17 protein-coding genes and 1 pseudogene are annotated in these 19,460 nt (G+C 52.7%); 13 read left to right on the forward strand and 5 right to left on the reverse strand.

All coding sequences use genetic code 11. The features are described from left to right. Nucleotides 1–104: 104 nt before the first annotated feature. From crcB (R0J87_RS03450) to R0J87_RS03460, 3 genes are read left to right on the forward strand one after another with little or no spacing between them, the layout of a single operon-like run. Nucleotides 105–482, forward strand: a complete 378-nt coding sequence (gene crcB / locus R0J87_RS03450; protein WP_404343179.1) for a fluoride efflux transporter CrcB — start codon at nt 105–107, stop codon at nt 480–482. 31 nt (nt 483–513) lie between these two features. Then, nucleotides 514–918, forward strand: a complete 405-nt coding sequence (crcB, locus tag R0J87_RS03455; protein WP_498884555.1) for a fluoride efflux transporter CrcB — start codon at nt 514–516, stop codon at nt 916–918. Beyond that, nucleotides 918–1,859 (forward strand): arsenic resistance protein, encoded by a 942-nt coding sequence (locus tag R0J87_RS03460; RefSeq protein WP_498884556.1) that lies wholly within the window; start codon nt 918–920, stop codon nt 1,857–1,859. The genes crcB (R0J87_RS03455) and R0J87_RS03460 overlap by 1 nt, the downstream gene beginning before the upstream one ends. A gap of 105 nt (nt 1,860–1,964) precedes the next feature. Here R0J87_RS03460 and R0J87_RS03465 read toward each other — a convergent pair whose 3' ends face one another. Continuing rightward, nucleotides 1,965–3,455: a SulP family inorganic anion transporter gene (locus R0J87_RS03465; RefSeq protein ID WP_498884406.1), complete on the reverse strand. Its 1,491-nt coding sequence runs from the start codon at nt 3,453–3,455 to the stop codon at nt 1,965–1,967. Nucleotides 3,456–3,999: 544 nt separating this feature from the next. Between R0J87_RS03465 and R0J87_RS03470 the strand changes: the two genes are divergently transcribed. Continuing rightward, entirely contained in the window at nt 4,000–5,013 is a 1,014-nt protein-coding gene (locus R0J87_RS03470) for an isocitrate dehydrogenase (RefSeq protein ID WP_498884407.1), read from the forward strand. Nucleotides 5,014–5,015: 2 nt separating this feature from the next. Here R0J87_RS03470 and R0J87_RS03475 read toward each other — a convergent pair whose 3' ends face one another. Further along, on the reverse strand, nt 5,016–5,792 hold the full coding sequence (locus R0J87_RS03475; RefSeq protein WP_044630269.1) for a ZIP family metal transporter: 777 nt from the start codon (nt 5,790–5,792) through the stop codon (nt 5,016–5,018). A 56-nt stretch (nt 5,793–5,848) separates the two neighbouring features. On the opposite strand from R0J87_RS03475, the gene R0J87_RS03480 reads away from it, so the two are divergent. The 5 genes and pseudogenes from R0J87_RS03480 (at nt 5,849) to R0J87_RS03500 (ending at nt 8,720) form a co-directional block, all read left to right on the forward strand. Beyond that, entirely contained in the window at nt 5,849–6,418 is a 570-nt protein-coding gene (locus R0J87_RS03480) for a sigma-70 family RNA polymerase sigma factor (RefSeq protein ID WP_404463783.1), read from the forward strand. 15 nt (nt 6,419–6,433) lie between these two features. Beyond that, a complete protein-coding gene (locus tag R0J87_RS03485) occupies nt 6,434–6,640 on the forward strand; it encodes a zf-HC2 domain-containing protein (protein WP_498884408.1) in 207 nt (68 codons plus the stop codon). Next, nucleotides 6,630–7,313: a DUF3047 domain-containing protein gene (locus tag R0J87_RS03490; protein ID WP_498884409.1), complete on the forward strand. Its 684-nt coding sequence runs from the start codon at nt 6,630–6,632 to the stop codon at nt 7,311–7,313. The genes R0J87_RS03485 and R0J87_RS03490 overlap by 11 nt, the downstream gene beginning before the upstream one ends. A 138-nt stretch (nt 7,314–7,451) precedes the next feature. After that, nucleotides 7,452–8,183: pseudogene (locus R0J87_RS03495) on the forward strand (PAS domain-containing protein); the annotation flags it as partial. A 99-nt stretch (nt 8,184–8,282) separates the two neighbouring features. Further along, nucleotides 8,283–8,720 carry a methyl-accepting chemotaxis protein gene (locus R0J87_RS03500; protein ID WP_498884558.1) on the forward strand — a complete coding sequence of 146 codons (438 nt, stop codon included), beginning with the start codon at nt 8,283–8,285 and terminating at the stop codon, nt 8,718–8,720. 80 nt (nt 8,721–8,800) lie between these two features. Here the strand turns inward: R0J87_RS03500 and R0J87_RS03505 are convergent, their stop codons facing one another. From R0J87_RS03505 to R0J87_RS03515, 3 genes are all read right to left on the reverse strand, one after another. After that, nucleotides 8,801–9,451 carry a peroxiredoxin gene (locus tag R0J87_RS03505; protein ID WP_404343205.1) on the reverse strand — a complete coding sequence of 217 codons (651 nt, stop codon included), beginning with the start codon at nt 9,449–9,451 and terminating at the stop codon, nt 8,801–8,803. 103 nt (nt 9,452–9,554) lie between these two features. Then, entirely contained in the window at nt 9,555–10,592 is a 1,038-nt protein-coding gene (locus R0J87_RS03510) for a CNNM domain-containing protein (RefSeq protein WP_498884410.1), read from the reverse strand. 97 nt (nt 10,593–10,689) lie between these two features. Next, nucleotides 10,690–12,618 carry a sensor domain-containing diguanylate cyclase gene (locus R0J87_RS03515; RefSeq protein ID WP_498884411.1) on the reverse strand — a complete coding sequence of 643 codons (1,929 nt, stop codon included), beginning with the start codon at nt 12,616–12,618 and terminating at the stop codon, nt 10,690–10,692. 334 nt (nt 12,619–12,952) lie between these two features. Here R0J87_RS03515 and R0J87_RS03520 point away from each other — a divergent pair, with 334 nt between their 5' ends. The 4 genes from R0J87_RS03520 (at nt 12,953) to R0J87_RS03535 (ending at nt 19,377) form a co-directional block, all read left to right on the forward strand. Further along, nucleotides 12,953–14,224, forward strand: coding sequence for a methyl-accepting chemotaxis protein (locus R0J87_RS03520; RefSeq protein ID WP_498884413.1), 1,272 nt, complete (start codon nt 12,953–12,955; stop codon nt 14,222–14,224). Between the two features lie 127 nt (nt 14,225–14,351). Beyond that, the gene (locus tag R0J87_RS03525; protein WP_498884415.1) at nt 14,352–17,807 is read left to right on the forward strand and encodes a class I SAM-dependent DNA methyltransferase; all 3,456 of its coding nucleotides are present in this window, start codon (nt 14,352–14,354) and stop codon (nt 17,805–17,807) included. After that, complete coding sequence (locus R0J87_RS03530; protein ID WP_498884416.1) at nt 17,807–18,556, forward strand: HipA family kinase; 750 nt, start codon at nt 17,807–17,809, stop codon at nt 18,554–18,556. Before R0J87_RS03525 ends, R0J87_RS03530 begins: the two co-directional genes overlap by 1 nt. Next, nucleotides 18,553–19,377 carry a DUF3037 domain-containing protein gene (locus R0J87_RS03535; protein ID WP_498884417.1) on the forward strand — a complete coding sequence of 275 codons (825 nt, stop codon included), beginning with the start codon at nt 18,553–18,555 and terminating at the stop codon, nt 19,375–19,377. The genes R0J87_RS03530 and R0J87_RS03535 overlap by 4 nt, the downstream gene beginning before the upstream one ends. Nucleotides 19,378–19,460 lie beyond the last annotated feature (83 nt).

Below are 19,460 nucleotides of genomic sequence, written 5' to 3' on the forward strand. Positions count from 1 at the left end.
CAGCAATACCTTTCGCTGCGCTTTTTTAGGGCACCCGCGGCTCATGACAACAAGTGATACACTTAGCCGCCTCTTAATCGATGCATAACATGGCGGGGAGCAGCATGGGGCATAGCATTATCAACGTATTACTCATCGCCCTAGGCGGCGCGCTGGGCGGTATTGGCCGCTTTGCTGTTTCGAACGTGCTGGCTCGCGCACTGGGAAAAGCATTCCCTTGGGGCACGCTCGCCGTCAATGCCAGCGGGGCGCTGTTAGCAGGTTGGTTGTTAGGCGTTTACGGTATGGAAAACGCGCCAGCCACGTGGCTCTTTGCAGTCGCAGGCCTGTTAGGCGGCTTTACCACGGTCTCCTCCTTTAGCCTGCAAACACTTGAGCTATGGCAGCGCGGCTTGGTGTTTCGCGCCCTGTTGAATGGCGTGACGACCGTGCTGTTAGGCCTCGCCTTGGCAACATTGGGCTGGCAATTGGCCCAAGTCTAGCAAGGAGCCCAAGTCTAGCAAGGAGCCCATGATGCGATTAAACCCCTATCTCGCCGTTGGCCTAGGCAGCGCCTTGGGAAGCGTACTGCGCTATTGCGTGTCGCTAGCGTCGACCGCCCTGCTGGGTAGCCATTTCCCTTGGGGAACACTGCTTGTGAACGTGTGTGGCTCTTGCCTGATCGGTTGGTTGGCCGCTAAAGCGTCGCGCACGCCTCACGGTTTCTTAGCTCGTCAGCAACCGCTATTGGTAGCGGGTTTTTGCGGCGGCTTTACGACTTTCTCACTGTTCAGCCTGGAAACACTGCACCTCACGCAACAGGGCAGTCTAGCGCTTGCACTAATGTACGGCGTAGGCAGCCTACCCATGTGCGTCGTGGCCGCCTGGGCGGGCGAGCGTATGGCTTTTTCAAACCAGCCAAGCGGTTCACGCCATTGATACGCGAACAGATTGAACACCAGCAGTGCTGGATTTATTTAGCCTGTATCGTATTGGGGCTCAGCCTGGGCATGCTGTCCCCCGCTCAAATGGCACCGCTTGAGCACGCGTTATGGCCACTACTTGGCTTACTGCTCTACGCCACCTTCACCCAAATTCCGCTGCTGCGCGTAAAACAGAGCTTTCAAGATAAACGCTTTATGGCAGCGTTATTGCTGGGTAATTTTATCGTCATTCCCGCGATTCTGGGATTAGGAGTCGCATGGCTGCCGCTGTCTCCGCCGGTCATGGCGGGCATCCTATTGGTACTGCTGGTGCCCTGCACCGACTGGTTTATTACTTTCACCCACTTAGGCAAAGGCGATACAGCCCGCGCTATTGCCGCAACACCTCTTCTCCTGCTGGTGCAGATTATTGCGCTTCCCGGCTACCTGTGGCTATTTTTAGGCAGCGAATGGCTCTCTTTAACCCTATCCCCCGCGCTAATAAGCGCCTTTATAGGGCTTATCGCGCTGCCTTTACTGCTTGCCTGGTTAACCGAGCGCGCGGCACGCTTCTCTGTTGCCATTGAGCGTACCACCCACGCACTTGGCCTTACGCCGGTCCCCTTACTCGCATGCGTGGTGTTCATTATTGCCGCGACTCAGGTCACTCACGTACTCGCGCTTCGTCAGCTGCTCTGGCAGGCAATATTGATCTTTATTGGCTTTTTAATTGTTGCAAGGCTGCTGGGTAGAGTGCTTGGCCAGCTTTTTCAACTGCCGCCCGCCAGTGCCCGTACGTTGGCGTTTAGCTTTGGCACGCGCAACTCTTTTGTCATGCTGCCCATTGCCCTAACACTGCCCAACGGCTGGCAGGCCGCCGTGGTCGTGATCGTTTGCCAATCGCTGGTCGAGCTCTTTGGTATGGTGGCGTTTATCCGCTGGGCACCTCGTCCATGAAGGCACACTAGGTATAAAAAAACCGGCGTTCACGGTTAGGTGAACGCCGGTCGTCTACGCACGCAAAAAAGCGCTAATGTCTAAACATGAGTGGCTATCCCCGAGTCAATGGCCACCCATCAGCTTTTCGACAGCAACAGGGTCGTTATGAACCGCATAACGATCCACCACCGTCGCGCTCGCCTCGCTTAATCCTACCAGCTCAACCTCAGTGCCCTCGCGGCGGAACTTAATCACGACTCGGTCAAGCGCCTGCACAGCAGTAACGTCCCAAAAGTGGGCCTTCGATAAGTTAATCGTCACCTTATCGATGCTCTCTTTTAAATCAAAGGCGGCCATAAAACGCTCGGAAGATGCAAAAAACACCTGTCCTACCACCTGATACTCACGCTCCTTTCCGGCGTTTACCTCTGTAGAGCCCACATACATGATATTGCCGACTTTGTTGGCAAAGAACAGAGCGGCCAGCAGCACGCCCACAAAAACACCTATCGCCAGATTGTGAGTGCCTACCGTGACGGCCACGGTGGCCAGCATAACGATATTGGTGCTCAACGGGTGCTTCTTCAGATCGCGGATGGACTCCCAGCTAAAGGTGCCAATCGAGACCATAATCATCACCGCCACCAGGGCTGCCATGGGAATTTGCGATACCCAGTCCGATAAGAACACCACCATAAGCAGTAAAACGACGCCCGCAATCAGTGCGGATAAACGCGTACGACCGCCCGATTTAATATTGATGACCGACTGACCAATCATCGCACAACCGGCCATACCGCCCATTAAACCAGCGCCAATATTGGCAATACCCTGACCTTTACACTCACGATTTTTATCGCTGGGCGTGTCGGTGAGGTCATCCACAATAGTGGCGGTCATCATCGACTCAAGCAGACCCACCACGGCCAGCATCACGGCATAGGGGAAAATAATCATCAGCGTTTCAAGATTTAACGGCACGCTTGGCCATAAGAAAACCGGCAGCGTATCGGGCAGCTCACCCATATCGCCGACGCTGCGAATATCCATACCGCTGATCATATACACGACGGTTAGCACCACGATGCACACCAGGGGCGAAGGAATCGACTTACCAATCACCGGTAAATAGGGGAACAGATAAATAATGCCGAGGCCTGCCAGCGTCATGGCATACACATGCCACGTTACATTGGTGAGCTCTGGCAGCTGCGCCATGAAAATAAGAATGGCCAGGGCATTCACAAACCCGGTCACTACCGAACGGGACACAAAGCGCATCAGCTCTGCTAGCTTTAAGTAACCTGCAATAATTTGCAGAACGCCAGTGAGCAATGTGGCCGCCAGCAGGTACTCCAAGCCGTGCTCACGTACCAGCGTTACCATCAGCAGCGCCATCGCCCCTGTCGCGGCAGAAATCATACCTGGGCGGCCACCGGTAAAGGCGATAATGACCGCTATGCAAAACGAGGCATACAGCCCCACTTTTGGATCTACACCTGCAATGATCGAAAAAGCAATCGCTTCAGGAATTAGCGCCAGCGCGACGACAATACCTGAGAGCGTGTCGCCCTTAATGTTAGAGAACCACTCATGCTTGCTGAAAAGTGCCATTCAGGGAGTCCATGGTTTGAGGTTTAAAGATATTGCGCGCCACAGCCGCACAGAGGCAGCACATGAGCACACATTAGTCATAGCTTGTCGAATGAATGCTACCGAACGAAGACGCTATCGCGCCGATAGCCAAATAACGGCAATGGGATGCCACAGCGCCGAGATAACGCGCAGAGCGTTATGACGCTAAATAAAGGAGGGGAAACCTAGGGCGGAGTCATCAGCCCTGGGGTGGGCAGAGCAATCGCTGCCATTGCATTGTTCATTACAAATAAACCTTGCTGTTCTATTCTCGTTTTTCAGACGAAGGGGTGGCCGCTAAGTGACTTGATACTAAGTACCTTGATACTAAGTACCTTGATCCTAAGTGCCTTGGTCGTCGTGAGCGCCACATTCTATCAGCAAACAGGGAGCTTCGCACCCGCCATCCTAGACGTTTAGACGATGACCTGCCCCCTAAGCTTGGCTTACCATGGCACTCAAATGGCGGTCTGGCCGCCGTTTCCTCGCCACTTTTTACCCTACCAACGAGAGGACCCCGCACATGAGCCAAACAGTAGCAGTGATTAAAGGCGACGGCATCGGCCCTGAAATCATGGACGCCACCCTGCAAGTGCTAGACGCCCTGGAGTGCGGGCTGAATTACGAATTCATCGACGCGGGCTTGGTAGCACTCGACAAGCACGGCACGCTGATTCCTCAAGCCTCGTTGGATGCCATTGAAAAGCACGGCATTGCCCTGAAAGGCCCGCTCACCACGCCAATCGGCAAGGGTTTCTCATCCATCAACGTGCAGCTACGCCGCCACTTTGACCTGTATGCCAACGTGCGCCCGGCCATCAGCTTTCCAGGCACGCGCTCCCGCTACGACGATATCGATATGATCACCGTCCGTGAGAATACCGAAGGCGCCTACCTCTCCGATGGCCAAGAGATGATTGATGATGGCAATACCGGCATCTCCGTCATTAAAGTGACGCGGCAAGGCTCTGAGCGCATCGTGCGTTACGCCTTTGAGCTGGCCAAGCAGAACGGCCGCAAGAAGGTCACCGCCGTTCACAAGGCCAACATCATCAAAACCAGCTCTGGCCTGTTTTTAGAGGTTGCCCGCGAAGTCGCCAGCGAATACCCCGAGGTCGAATTCCAAGAGATGATCGTGGATAACGCCTGCATGCAGCTGGTTATGAACCCTCACCAGTTCGATGTTGTCGTAACCACGAATCTGTTTGGCGATATTCTTTCTGACCTATGCGCAGGCCTAGTGGGCGGCTTGGGTCTAGCACCTGGGGCAAACATCGGCGAAAAAGCGGCAATTTTTGAAGCGGTGCACGGCTCAGCACCCGACATTGCGGGCAAGAAAATTGCCAACCCCTGTGCGCTGCTGCTCGCCGCCGCCCAGATGCTCGACCACCTCGGCATGACCGCCAAAGGGGACGCGATTCGCCAGGGCATTCGCGCCGTGTTGGAGAACCGCCGCGATATGGTCACCCCTGACATGGGCGGTACCGGCACCACCGACACCTTTGCTCAAGCGTTAGTAGAGCACCTGAAAAGCTGAACCTAGCCCAGCCACACATCGAGAAACAGCATGATCACCAAGCCCATCGCTAGGCCAAACGTCGCCTTCTTTTGATGACCGCAGCGGTGGGTTTCGGGGATAATCTCATGACTAATTACGTAGAGCATGGCACCCGCCGCAAATGCCAAGCCCCATGGTAGCAGCACTTGGGAAACGGTAACGACACTCGCGCCAAACAGACCGCCAATGGGTTCAATGAGCCCGGTCAGCGCAGCGATCGACCAGGAGCGCCACTTGGAGTAGCCCTCCCCCATCAGCGCGACGGCCACCGCCAACCCTTCCGGCATGTTCTGCAAGCCAATGCCAATTGCCAGCGGCATTCCACCCTCTAAGCCATTGGCACCAAAGCCAACGCCAACCGCCAAGCCCTCCGGCAGGTTGTGAATCGCAATGGCAAACACAAATAGCCATACCCGGCGCAATGATGCGGCCTCCGGCCCTTCCCTTCCTTGCTGAAAGTGCTCATGGGGCAAGCCCTCGTTGAGCAACGCAATGGCGCCCATGCCCAGCAAAATCGCAGTACATACCAGCGCTGCAGGCACCGGCCCACCAGCGTAGTAAATTTCAGCGGCTTCCAGGGCGGGAATGATTAATGAGAAAAACGAGGCCGCCAGCATCACACCAGCGGCAAAGCCTAACGCTAAATCACGAAATCCTCGGCTCGGTGTTTTTCCCAGCAGCACGGGCAGCGCCCCGACGGCGGTTAACAGCCCAGCCACTAAACTACCTAAAAATCCTAATAACAGCGTATTTTCCATGAATATCGTAAACTCGATGTGCGATAAGAAGGAATGAACAACGATAAGGGGACACCGTGACCATTACCGCTTCACTGGCCGCCACGCATTTCAGCAACATGCGCCCTCGCCTACTTGCCTTTGCGCGCTTACAGCTAAGGGACGCCGCCGCCGCTGAAGACGCGGTGCAAGAAACGCTGCTCACCGCCTTTGAAAAGAGTGCCACGTTCGAGGGCCGCTCAGAGTTTGAAACTTGGGTATTTGGCATTTTGAAATTCAAAATTCTAGACCAGCTACGTCATCAGAAAAAACAAGGTCGCTGGCAGCCGCTGGATGACGACCTAGACGACGATACCTTAGACCGCCTGTTTGAAGCTAATGGGCATTGGCAACCCAATGCTCGACCTAATGACTGGGGTCAGCCTGAACAGGTATTAGAGAACCAGCGCTTTTGGCAGATATTTGACGCCTGCCTGCTCGCCCTGCCCGATAACGTTGCCCGTATTTTTAGCCTGCGTGAGCTGATGGGACTTTCAACGGAGGAAATCTGTAAGGAAACCGGCGTCTCTGACACCAATTGCTGGGTTATTTTACATCGGGCCCGACTGCGCCTACGAGAGTGCTTAGAGAGCGGTTGGGTTCGCTAGCAGGAGTACATAACGATGCTGATGTGCCGCGAAGCAACTCGCCTAATGTCGCTCAAGCTGGATAGAAAACTTACCTTCCGAGAGCGCACCGCGCTACGTGTTCATCTGACAATGTGCGGCGCTTGCCGAGCCTGCATGCGTCAGTTTGATTTGCTGCATAGCGTGGGTAGCCGCCACCCTGTTGCACCTACTCAGCAGGGAGAAGATCAGCATGGCGCGTAACGTGACGTTTAACATGATTCACAGAGCCCTCATTGTAAGCGCCTGTTCCAGCTGCTTGTTCACCAGTCAGGCCAGTGCCCAAGAAGTACGCTTTACCCCGAACCAAATTATGACCTGGCCAACCCGCAGTTTCGCCGGTGAAACACGCTACGCAATTGTAGAGAAATCCGGCCAACGCGTTCTACAGGCACAAGCATCAGGCCAAGCGTCGGCGCGTTACTTAGAGCGCGATATTGATCTAAACGCGACACCTTATCTGCACTGGTGCTGGCAAGTCAGCGCTATTTACCCGGGCCTTGATGAAACCAGCAAAGCTGGCGATGACTATCCGGCAAGGGTTTATGTAGCACGCAAAACGGGTCTACTTCCATGGCAAGTGGAATCCGTAAACTACGTGTGGGCTTCACAACAATCACAAGGCGCTCACTGGCCTAATGCGTTCACTGATCGCGCGCAGCTGTTGGCTCTGCAAAGCGGTGAGCAGGCGGTTGGCCAGTGGAAAGCGGAGGTACGAGATATCCGCGCGGACTATCAAGCGCTATTCGGCAGTACTCCCGATGAAATTAATGGTATCGCCTTGATGAGCGACGGTGATAACGCAGGTGGCAGCGCCAGCGCCTGGTTTACCCATCTAGGGTTTTCCGCCCATGCGACCCCGCCCACCTGCCCCTAACCTTTAACTTACGTTAAAACAGATACTTAAACTTACTTTTTTGACATTTTGTGCCACACCGATACAAAACAGTGTTTTCTATAAGAAACTGGTCTATTCTGAGCACATTTATAATACTTCGTTCGAGACCTCGCCTACATGTTCAGCCCCTTCTCCTCTGGAAATTTACACGGCGCCCTGGCCGAACACACGGCCTGTATCTACTTCTCTCCTGAGGGCATCATTCAGGATGCTAGCCCGCTATTTCTAGAAACAGTGGGCTACTCTCTGGATGAGATCAAAGGGCAACATCACCGTATGTTCTGCTATCCAGAAGATACCAACAGCGCAGCTTATACCGCCTTTTGGAAAGCGCTGGCCGCAGGAAAAAGCCAGCAAGGGCGCTTTCGCCGTATTAATGCTTACGGCGAAGAAGTTTGGTTAGAGGCTACCTACGTACCCATTAAAAATCGCCGGGGCAAAGTGGTGCAGGTCTTCAAAGTGGCTAGCAATGTCACCGAGAAACACCAGCGCGCCGCTCGCGAGCGAGCCATTTTGCAGGCATTAGATAGCTCAATGGCAGTGATTGAGTTTACCCCCGATGGTTATATCCTAGATGCCAACAGCAACTTTGAGCAGACTATGGGGTATTCGTTACGAGAGCTTCGCGGCGAACATCACCGAATGTTTTGCACGAAGGAGTTCTATCAGCAGCGGCCCGACTTCTGGAAGCAGCTCGCCAACGGCGAGTTCAAACAAGGCAAGTTTATGCGCCTGAACGCCCAAGGCCGCGTAGTATGGCTGGAAGCCACTTATAACCCCATCGTGGATAACGAAGGCAACGTCGTAAAAGTGGTTAAATTTGCCACGGATATTACCCGCGCGATAGAGGCGTCAGAAGCTGCACGAGCCACGGTAGGCAGTGCACGCACCTCCTCTAGCCAAACTGAACGCATTGCCCAGGAAGGATTAGCGCATCTACAAAAGGTGATGACTCACTTCCAGCATGCAAGTCATACGCTGGGCGATGCGCAAGCGTTGATCAGCGACCTCAACAAACAGGCTGAGCAGATCAACAAAACGGCAAATACCATTGCGCAGATCGCGAGCCAAACTAACTTACTCTCCCTCAATGCAGCGGTGGAAGCCGCCCGGGCGGGTGAACAAGGACGCGGTTTTGCGGTCGTTGCCAACGAAGTACGCCAGCTTGCGCGAGGCTCAAGCGAAGCCGTCGACGAGATCACCCGAGTACTTAAAGAGAATAGCGCCTTAGTATTACGTACGACGGAAGCGATGCAGCAAGTGGTTGAGCAGGGCCAAACCAGTCAAACCAGCGTGAAAGAGATCGAATCGATCGTGAATGAAATCCTTCAGGGAGCACAAAGTGTTTCCCACTCTATCGAGCGACTGACGTTAGAACCTGCCTAGTTTTTCTACTCAATCCAAACAACAAAGCCCCGCTAGCTTGCGCTAACGGGGCTTTACTTTATCGCTTGCTCGGCGTGCGCTTAACGCAGCTTCGTTTTACGCAGATACGGCAATACAGCGTCAAACTCGCCAAATTTTTGCTGGGCATCGCTGTCAGAAACGCTAGGCGGAATAATGACATCCTGGCCTACGGTCCAGTCAGCAGGCGTTGCCACGCCATGTTGAGCGGTGGTTTGTAGTGCATCCAGGGCACGCAGAATCTCCGCAAAGTTACGACCTACTGTCATAGGGTAGGTCATGGAGAGCTTGAGCTGCTTATCTGGACCAATAATGAACACAGAGCGCACGGTGGCACTGTGTGCCGGGGTGCGACCATCCGGTAAATAGGCATCTTCTGGCAGCATATCAAACAGCTTAGAGACCTTTAGGTCTTCGTCAGCAATGATCGGAAAGCCTACGGTGCTGCCACTAACCTTTTCGATATCGCTGGCCCAGCGCTTGTGGTCATCAACGCCATCAACAGAGACCCCGATCACCTTAGTGCCACGTTTTTCCCACTCAGCGCTAAGGGTCGCTACCGCGCCAAACTCAGTGGTGCAAACCGGCGTAAAGTCTTTTGGATGTGAGAAGAGAATCGCCCAACTATCGCCGATCCAGTCGTGAAAACGGATAGGCCCTTGGCTTGTTTCTGCTTCAAAGTCAGGCACGACTGCATTGATACGTAGTGACATCGTTGCTCCTCGTTACAATGAAAGGGTTTTCATACCTTATATGACTTTCAACACGTTCACTATAGAACGTTTTGCACTAAGACAATGAGTACTCTGCCGTCGTTCACTTTGCGGGTTTCACCTCTTTCTCTTCCCGCTTAATTCTTTTGACCCAACGCTGCTTTGCGTAGTGGCGTAGGTTGGCAACGTTATCGGTTTCATCGACGATGTCCTGACCAAGGATGGTTTCAATGATGTCTTCCAGCGTGATCAGGCCAACAAAGGTACCGTGCTCATCGTAGACCACACGCATGTGCAGATGGTCTTTCAACATAGAGGTGAAGACCTGCTCAACGTTATTGGAGACGTCGACGCTGCCAATGGGATGCATCAATTCACGCATCGTTTTCGTGTCATCGGCGTGGTACATATCGGCCTTGTGCACATAGCCAAACGCCTGTTCGCCGTTATCCATCACCGGGAAACGGGTGAATGGCGCTTTACCGTACTGCTCGTCAAACTCGCTGACGGTCATGTTTGGCGGCACGGTCTCACACACGGTGCGCGGCGTCATCGCCTTGTTCACCGCGATATCGTGCAGGTTGAGCATATTGATGATGGTACGCGACTCGTCGGCGTCCAGTACTTCTTCTTCCAAACCAACCCGTGCCAATACTTTGATTTCGTCGCGCAGATCCACGTCATGCTCAGATTTGCCCAGGCGACGAGTAATCTGTTCTGACATCCAAATGAAAGGCAGTAGCCCTACGATCATCGGGTTCAATAGCTTTGGCAATAGCGGTGCCAAGCCACGCCAATAGGTAGCGCCGATCGTTTTAGGAATGATCTCTGAAAGAATAAGAATCAGCATGGTCATAACCGCTGAAACGATAGCGATAGAGGACTCGCCGAACACCACCGCTGCCTGCGCACCGACTGCAGTTGCACCGACAGTGTGAGCAATCGTATTGAGCGTCAAAATCGCCGCCAGCGGCCGGTCGATATTAGTTTTCAGCTTTGTCAGAGCAGCATGAAGTTTGTGATTGTCTTCTTTTTGCTTGGCAATGTAGCTCGGCGTAATCGACAGCAGCGCTGCCTCTAGAATTGAACACAGAAAGGAGAACGCGATTGAGAAGGTAGCAATCGTGATGAGGAGGAACATGGAAGCTCTAGGTAATGGGTGAAATAGCGTTATAGAGACTCAACAATCAGGTGTCAATCATTAGCCTAGGCAACTCACGACTGCGCCGCCAGCCCACCTATGTAAAACTTGTGACCATGCTCGGCATGTGCCACCTCACTCGATCACGCCCGTCTTTTTTGGCCCGATACAGCGCCATATCGGCATGGCGTAGATCTTCCTCCCAGTGCTCCGCGCTACCTCTCGGACTCACTTGGCAGGCACCGATGCTCACCGTGACATGTACCGCGCCTTCGCTGGTCAAGATGGGTTCCTCAGCGACCGCTCGACGAAGTAGCTCCAACGTTGGGGCATCTCGGGTGTCATATAAACAAACACCAAATTCTTCACCCCCAAGCCGCGCGACCAAATCATCAGAGCGCAGCGAGTTACTTAAGCGGAACGCTACCTCTTGAAGCACTTCATCACCTACTTGGTGCCCATACTGGTCGTTAATCGATTTAAAATAGTCAATATCAATAATCGCAATAGAAAAAGTTAACTTAAGCTGAGAATAAAATGCCGATGTGCGCTCTATAAAAGCGCGCCGATTGGGCAGTTTCGTTAATACATCCGTTTCAGCTAGATAACGCAACTGCTGTTCCGCATGGTGACGTGATTTTTCGACGTCCAAAGCATAAAAAAGAGCGCCCAACGTATCTAAAAGCGGCTGTAAAAACAGCGCATCTTCTTCGGTATAATCCTCTTCTTTATTGGCAAGCCCAATCATCCCGACGGTTTCATCGGCAATCTTGATCGGTAAACCCAAAAACCGCAGCAAGGGAGGGTGGCCCGCAGGTGTGCCTCGAGACGCATGATGCTGGCGAGGGCAATTGGCTATGACGACATGGCCACTGGTCACCACATGACCAAAAAGATTGTCCAGGTTGTTGAAAAACAGCTCGCCCCGTTGGTAGGCACGATACTGCTCATTAGTCTCCTCGCTCCAGCTGATGTTCGACAGTGCGTGGATAAACAGGGATTTATCTCCGTCGTTTCGCACTTGCACTTGGCCGATCAGCCCAAACTGGCTCTCTGCGAGATGTAGCAGTTCATCGAAGATCAGCTCGCAGGAGTGACGGATGTCTTTTTCGTGGAGAAACACGCTTTGAGCACGGTTCATAAAGTTGAGCAATTGAACCTGTTTGCGCTCACGCAGCTCCGCGCTTTTTTTCTCAGAAATATCCCGTATCACGCAGGTTAGCCGTAAAGGCCGTCCAGAACGATCATTTGCCACCACCCGTCCGTACGTATTCACCCACACCCAATGGCCCTGGGCATGCCGCATACGGTATTCAACATTTAATACTGCCTCGTCCTGCGCTAAATGCCGACGGATGGCACTATTTACCTGAGTAAAATCATCTGAATGGATGAGGCTTTTCCAAAAGTCGGAACGACTTTCTACCTCATCTGTATCAAGCCCTAGCAGCTCACACCAGCGCTGATTGAAGACATTGTGATCATTGGATATTTCCCAATCCCACACGCCCACATCAGACGACTCGATCATCATGGCAAAGTCACTGCCGCTGACCCCGACTCTTTGCTTATCAATAAGATGGATATAGTCACTAATGAAATAACTCAGTGACTCTAAAAAGCACAGATCTTTATCTGAGAGTGTATTGGGTCGGTTATCAATCAAGCAGACCGCGCCCACTTCGCGCCCACCTGCCGTTAGCGGAACACCTGCATAAAAGCGAATATGTGGCGCCGCTAGCACCAGAGGGTTGTCACAAAAATCAGGGTGACGGCTAGCGTCCTCGATGACTAAAGGTGCCCGCAAGGCAACGACATGGCGGCAGAAGGCATCCTCTAACGACGTAAAATCAACATCCAACCCTGATTTGGCAATAAACCACTGTTTTTGACCAAGAACCGACACTAGTGCGATGGGAAATTCAAAAAAATCGGCGACCGATGCAATCAGTTTATCCAACGCGTCGGTGTCAACGTCAGGTGCTAACTTATGTTGACTGATATGTTGCCAGCGTTTATTTAACATCACCTTTCGCCCTTAAGAAGCAGGCCGAATGGCCTCAACATTTTCTTAGCTATACTTTATTGTTCGCTTCAGCTACTTGTGTCAAGCCAGATAAGCGCACATTTAAAATGCGTCAATATTTTCAATTACTTACTTATATCATGTCACATTTTTTCACATTCCAAGTATTACAAAGATGGTACAACCGATGCTAAATTGTCAAATAGGACGTTTTAAAAAAACTGTGTAGCAACTAATAAAAATTACCCATAAAAATAAAAGCATGCCATGTTTAGTTAGACGCCTCCCCTTGGGCCTCCTCCTTGCACGGTCAAAAATAACAGAGAAGGCAACAATGCATACTCCTTTCTTAAATGAATCTCTTTATCAAGCGTTACTGAATCACACAGCCTGCATCTTTTTTACGCCACAAGGCATCATTAAGCATGCCAGCCAACCATTCTTGGACGTAATGGGCTGTCGCTTGCAAGATGTTAAAGGGGAGCATCACCGGATATTCTGTGACGCGGCTGAAACTCAGCGCTCAGAATACCAGCAGTTCTGGCAATCGCTGGCCGAAGGTGAGAGCCATACGGGTCGATTTCGTCGCTTCAAAGAGAGCGGAGAGGAAGTATGGCTCGAAGCAATGTATGTACCCCTGGTTAACTTTCGCGGCCATGTCACGTCAGTACTCAAAATTGCTAACGACGTCACCGAACGCCATCAGAAAGCTCAGCGACAAGAAGCTGTTTTACAAGCACTTAATGCCTCTATGGCGGTCATTGAGTTTACTCCTCAAGGTGAGATTTTAGAGGCAAACGATAACTTTGAGTCCGTCATAGGCTACCGCGCTCACGAGTATCAGGGTAAGCATCATCGAATGTTTTGCCCAGATGATTTTTATAAGCAAAACCCACACTTCTGGGAACACTTAGCCCAAGGAAATTTCACAAAGGGCAGGTTTGAACGAGTCAACGCTAAGGGGCATAGCGTTTGGTTAGAAGCAACATATAACCCCGTCAGAGACGGTGATGGCAACGTCGTTGAGGTCGTTAAGTTTGCTAGCGACATTACGCCCTTGGTTGAGAAAGCTAACGCCACGTCAGGCACCATCAGTTCGGCTCAGAGCAGTACATCGCAAATTGAGCGCACTGCCAAAGATAGCCTGGACCACTTAGATGAGATGGTGAAAAGCGCCGAACAAGCGTCACAAACTCTAGCGAAGGCGCAAGAGCTGATTGATGCGCTGCACAAACAGTCGCAAAGTATCAACACGATCACTGAGTCGATTGCCAAGATCGCCAGCCAAACCAACCTGCTCTCTTTGAACGCAGCAGTGGAAGCCGCCCGCGCGGGGGAACAGGGTCGAGGTTTTGCGGTTGTCGCTAATGAGGTACGTCAACTTGCTAAAGGTTCAAGCGAAGCCGTTGATCAAATTACCCGCGTACTCAAAGACAACAGCAGCTTGGTAGAACGCACCACACAAGCCATGCAGCAGGTCATTCAGCAAGGCAAAGCCAGTCAGTCCAGCGTCAGCGAAATCGACGCCATTGTGAACAAGATTCTGCAAGACGCCAGAAGCGTCGCCCACTCCATCGAGCAGTTAGCGGCGGATACGCATATTTAGATCGACCGATTTTCATGCACAGGGACGTGCACCCTCTAGCGTCATCCTTCTTTTACCAGCCTTCAAGCATGCTACTATCTAACCCCGCTTAACGTGGTTAGACCCCTGCCTGAAAGGATGCTTGCTGATGTTTGACGCGCCCGCTGCTGTTGCTACGCCTGAAGCCGTTGAGACCTTTATTGCTCGCTGGAAGGACACCACCGGCACCGAAAAGGCCAACTACCAGCTGTTCCTTTCAGAGCTATGCGCACTGCTGACGCTACCTACGCCCGACCCAGCCAGCAAAGACAACATTGAAAACGCCTACACCTTCGAGCGACGGGTAGATATTCAAAACCCCGACGGCAGCGAAAATCGCGGCTTTATCGACCTCTACAAGCGCGGCGCGTTTGTCTTGGAAGCCAAACAAACTGGCAAAGGGCTGGCCACTAAAGGCTGGGACAAAGCCATGCAGGCTGCCTATAACCAGGCCGACCAGTATGTGCGCGCCCTGCCTGCCAATGAAGGCCGCCCGCCGTTTATTGTGGTGACGGATGTCGGCCGCACCCTCGCGCTCTACTCTGAATTTTCGCGCTCCGGTGGCACCTATGTGCCCTTTCCCGACCCACGCAACTACCAAATCAAACTGGATGACTTACGCCAGCCCGAGGTGCAGCAGCGCCTCAAAGCCCTGTGGGAAGCGCCCGACACCCTAGACCCGAGCCAATACGCCGCCCGCGTTACCCGCGCCGTGAGCGATAAACTCGCCACCCTGGCCAAAGCGCTAGAGGCCGATGGTTACGAGGTTGACCGCGTGGCGCACTTCTTGAAGCGTTGCCTGTTCACCATGTTCAGTGAAGACGTTGAGCTGCTGCCCAAAAACAGCTTCACCGACTTTCTCACCCGCATGAAAGAGACCCCCGAGCACTTTGCCGACGCCATTGGCTCGTTATGGGAAAGCATGAACAGCGGCGGTTTTAGCGGCGTACTCACGGCCAAGGTAATGCGCTTTAACGGTGGCCTGTTCAAAGGCATCGACCCTATCCCGCTCACCCCCGAGCAAATCCAACTGCTGATTGATGCCGCCAAAGCCGACTGGCGCTTTGTGGAACCGGCCATTTTCGGCACGCTGCTGGAGCGCGCCCTAGACCCCCGCGAACGCCACAAACTAGGTGCCCACTACACGCCCCGCGCTTACGTCGAGCGGCTGGTCATGCCCACGCTGATTGAGCCGCTACGCCGGGAGTGGGCCACCGCCCAGGTGGTCGCAGAAACCCACAACCAGAAAGGCAAAACCGATAAAGCGCTAGAGAGCCTGCGCGCCTTTCACCACAAGCTCTGCCAAGTACGCGTGCTGGACCCCGCCTGCGGCAGCGCCAACTTCCTGTATGTCGCGCTGGAGCACATGAAGCGCCTGGAAGGCGAGGTGCTAAACCTGATTGCCGACCTCAGCGGCGGGCAAGACTCCTTAGAAGCCGAAGGCTTTACCGTCTCGCCCCAGCAGTTCCTCGGCATGGAAATTAACCCCCGCGCCGCCGCCATTGCCGAAATTGTGCTGTGGATTGGTTACCTGCAGTGGCACTACCGCATTAACGGCAAGCTCGACCTGCCCGAGCCAATTCTGAAAGACTTCCACAACATCGAAAACCGCGATGCGCTGATAGAATTTGAACGCCGCGAGCCGCTGCTGGATGACAACGGGCAGAAAGTCACCATCTGGGACGGCATCAGCATGAAGAAAAGCCCCGCCACCGGCGAGCTGATCCCCGATGAAACCGCCCGCACTACCGTTTACCGCTACCACAACCCCAGGCGTGCCGAGTGGCCTCAGGCGGATTACATTGTCGGCAACCCGCCGTTTATTGGAAAACTTAGAATCCGAGAAGCATTGGGCGATGGCTATGTGGATGCCGTGCGCCAGGTATTTAAAGGCGCTGTGCCCGAATCGGCGGATTTTGTGATGTACTGGTGGCATATCGCCGCTGAGGCGGTACGCAACGGCCACGCTCAGCAGTTTGGCTTTATTACCACCAATAGCCTGCGCCAAACCTTTAACCGCCGCGTGCTGGAACCGCACTTAAACGATGCTAAAAAGCCACTTTCGCTCATCTTTGCGATTCCCGACCACCCCTGGGTAGACGGCAACGACGGTGCCGCCGTGCGTATCGCCATGACCGTGGGCCGCGCCGGGGAAACACCTGGGTTACTGCAGCAAGTCATCAGCGACAGCAGCGACGACAATCGCGAAGCCCGTAGCGTGGCGCTAAGCCGTCGTGAGGGAAAGGTATTTGCTGATCTAACTATTGGTGCTGATACAAATTCAACCAAACCATTAAAGTCTAATCGTGCGATAAGCAGTACAGGAGTTATTCCCCACGGAAAAGGAATGATCGTGGATAAAAGCTTAGTCAATAATTTTGAAGAAAATGCACCTATAAGACCTTATCGAAACGGAAAAGATTTGACCAACAAACCCCGAGACGTATGGGTTATAGATTGCTATGACTTAACGCTAGAGAAAATTAAAGAAACTTATCCGAAGCTTTATCAATGGCTTTACGAACGTGTAAAACCTGAAAGGGATACAAATAAAGACAAAGATTTACGTGAAAAATGGTGGCTCCACCGAAGAAACAACGAAGATATGAGAAGGTCTTTAGAAGGCCTAGACCGATATATCGTCACAGTTATGACTACTAAGCATCGTGTTTTTCAATTTTTAGCTGGTGAAATACTTCCAGATCAAATGCTTGTGAGTATTGCAAGCAATACAGCTCTCTCCCTCGGCATTCTCTCAAGCCGCATTCATTCTACTTGGTCTTTAACAACTGGCAGCTGGCTAGGTGTTGGAAATGATTCACGCTACAACAAAACTCGCTGCTTCGAGACCTACCCCTTCCCAGAACTTACCGACGAGCAGGCGGCGAAGATCGGCCAACTGGCCGAGCAGATCGACGCCCACCGCAAACGTCAGCAGGCCGAACACCCAACGCTCACGCTTACCGGTATGTACAACGTGATGGAAAAGCTCCGCGCAGGCGAAGAGCTCAACGCCAAAGAGCAAACCATCAACCAGCAAGGCTTGGTCAGCACCCTGCTTGCCGACCACGATGCCTTAGACCGCGCAGTATTTAACGCCTACGGCTGGGATGACTTGGCAAAAGCACTCGTGGGCTTACCCGGTGCCACCACGCCCTTGCCGGATAAACCCGCCGCCCAAGCAGAAGCCGAAGAAGAGCTGCTGATGCGCCTAGTGGCGCTCAACAAACAGCGCGCCGCGGAAGAAGCGCAAGGCAAGGTGCGCTGGCTACGACCGGATTACCAAGCGCCGGAAGAAGCCGCCCCTACCCAAAAAGAGTTGCAAAGCACCACGGCTGAAGCCAGCGCCCCAGCAGCCGACAAAACCAAAACCACTTGGCCCAAAGACCTCGCCACCCAGGTCACGCTGCTACGCGACATGCTCGCCGCCAGCCCCCACAGCGCGGAAAGCTTGGCCGGCCAGTTCAAACGCAAACCGCTAAAAGGCGTCAACGAGGTGCTCTCTGCTCTCGCCGCCCTCGGCCAAGCCCAACAAGATGACGAACACTGGCGGCTGGTGAGGTAATGATGGAAAAGCCCCGCATCGTAGACGCCAAGGAAATTCTGCGCCAATCAACTCAAGGCCGCACTCAGCCATTTATTGTGCGTGATGTTATGGATGAGCAATACGTGGTCAAAGGCATCAATGGCGTTGGCCAACCGTCATTGGTCGCCGAGCTCATTTGCGCTGAGTTGGCACGGCGGTGTGAATTACCCATCGCTGAGTACGCTTTGATGCGATTTCCAGCAGGCATGATAGATTTCTCCATGGAGCCTCGCGCCTCCGATCTGAAAGGCGGGCTAGCATTCGCTTCTAAGGTCGCTTCGCATAGCCAGGATCTGCTTTTTTCACAAATCTCAGAAGTCGATGAAGTGATTCAGCAGCGGCTTTTGCTATTCGATATGTGGGTTAACAATGAGGATCGTCGCCTAAGCGCCCAAGGAGGCAATGTTAACTTGCTATGGAGTTCAGTGAGCGGCTTGGTAGTGATTGATCATAATCTAGCTTTCGACCCTATCGACGGTAACGGCGATTTTGAAAATCATGTATTTAGCCATCAGCGTGCATGTTTTGCGGACCTGGAAGTGCGCGCACGCCACGAGGAGGTGCTTGACGCGGCCCTGAACGATTGGGATATGATCATTAATTCGATTCCTCTGGAGTGGCTCTATCACGATATAGACGATGACACCTCAGAGATACACCCCTCACTGGCAGAGCGCTTCAATCTATTAGCACGGTTACGCGATCCTTCCTTCTGGAGCCTGATATGAGCGCCATTATTTGTAATTATGCAGTGCTGCGCTTTCAGCCCTACCTGGATACGGGTGAGTTCGCGAACCTAGGAATCATAATGCTCTGCAATAACGGTGTGTTCCTTCAACGCGTTGAAACCGTTGCTCGAAAACGCATCACTCAATTTTTCGATAAGCTGCCAGCGAAGGTGTTTACTCAGGCACGCCAGCATTTCGTCACAGAGCTTAAGAGAACCGTTGATTTAGCCAACCAGCACCAGAGCCAACCTGAGGTGCAGCTGCGTATTTTCAAAGAGTTAATAGAGCCTCGTGAAGCTATGTTTCGCTTTAGCAGGCCTGGCACGCTAGCCGCTAAAGACCCTCAAGCAGCACTGGATGAGCTATTCAACCGCTATGTTTATCATGATTTTAAGCACGTAGCATCACCAGAAGAGCAGCTCACCAAAGATGTCACGCATTGGCTAAAATCACTGAATCGTCGTTATACAGAGCAAACGCTGGGAAACGATATCGTGCGCGTAAAGTTGCCGTTTGTCTGGCAGGAAGGCGCACACATACGACAGGCCATTAAACCCATCAGCTTTGATTTGGATGACGCCAGCAAAATTATTGAGAAAGGTGATAAGTGGCTAGCGCATTTACGCCGCCTTAAAACTTCTGGCCATAACCCTGACGACATGGTGTTTATTAGTCAGGCTCCGAAGGTACAAAAAGGCCCTAAATTGCATGCATATCGAGAGATTTGCCAAGAAATAGAGGGCGAGTACTCAGCCCGGGTGCTGCCAGAGCAACTAGGACAACACAGCATTCTCAAGGCAGTTTCAGCACATTTCTCGTAAACAAATCGTTAACCCAACTCAGTTTCTCAAACTCACACTAAAACGCCCCCATAAAGGGGGCGTTTTGCGTTCTGAACCGACTC

Origin of the sequence: Halomonas sp. SIMBA_159, from assembly GCF_046536035.1 — a bacterium.
GTDB classification, from domain to species: Bacteria; Pseudomonadota; Gammaproteobacteria; order Pseudomonadales; family Halomonadaceae; genus Vreelandella; species Vreelandella venusta_A.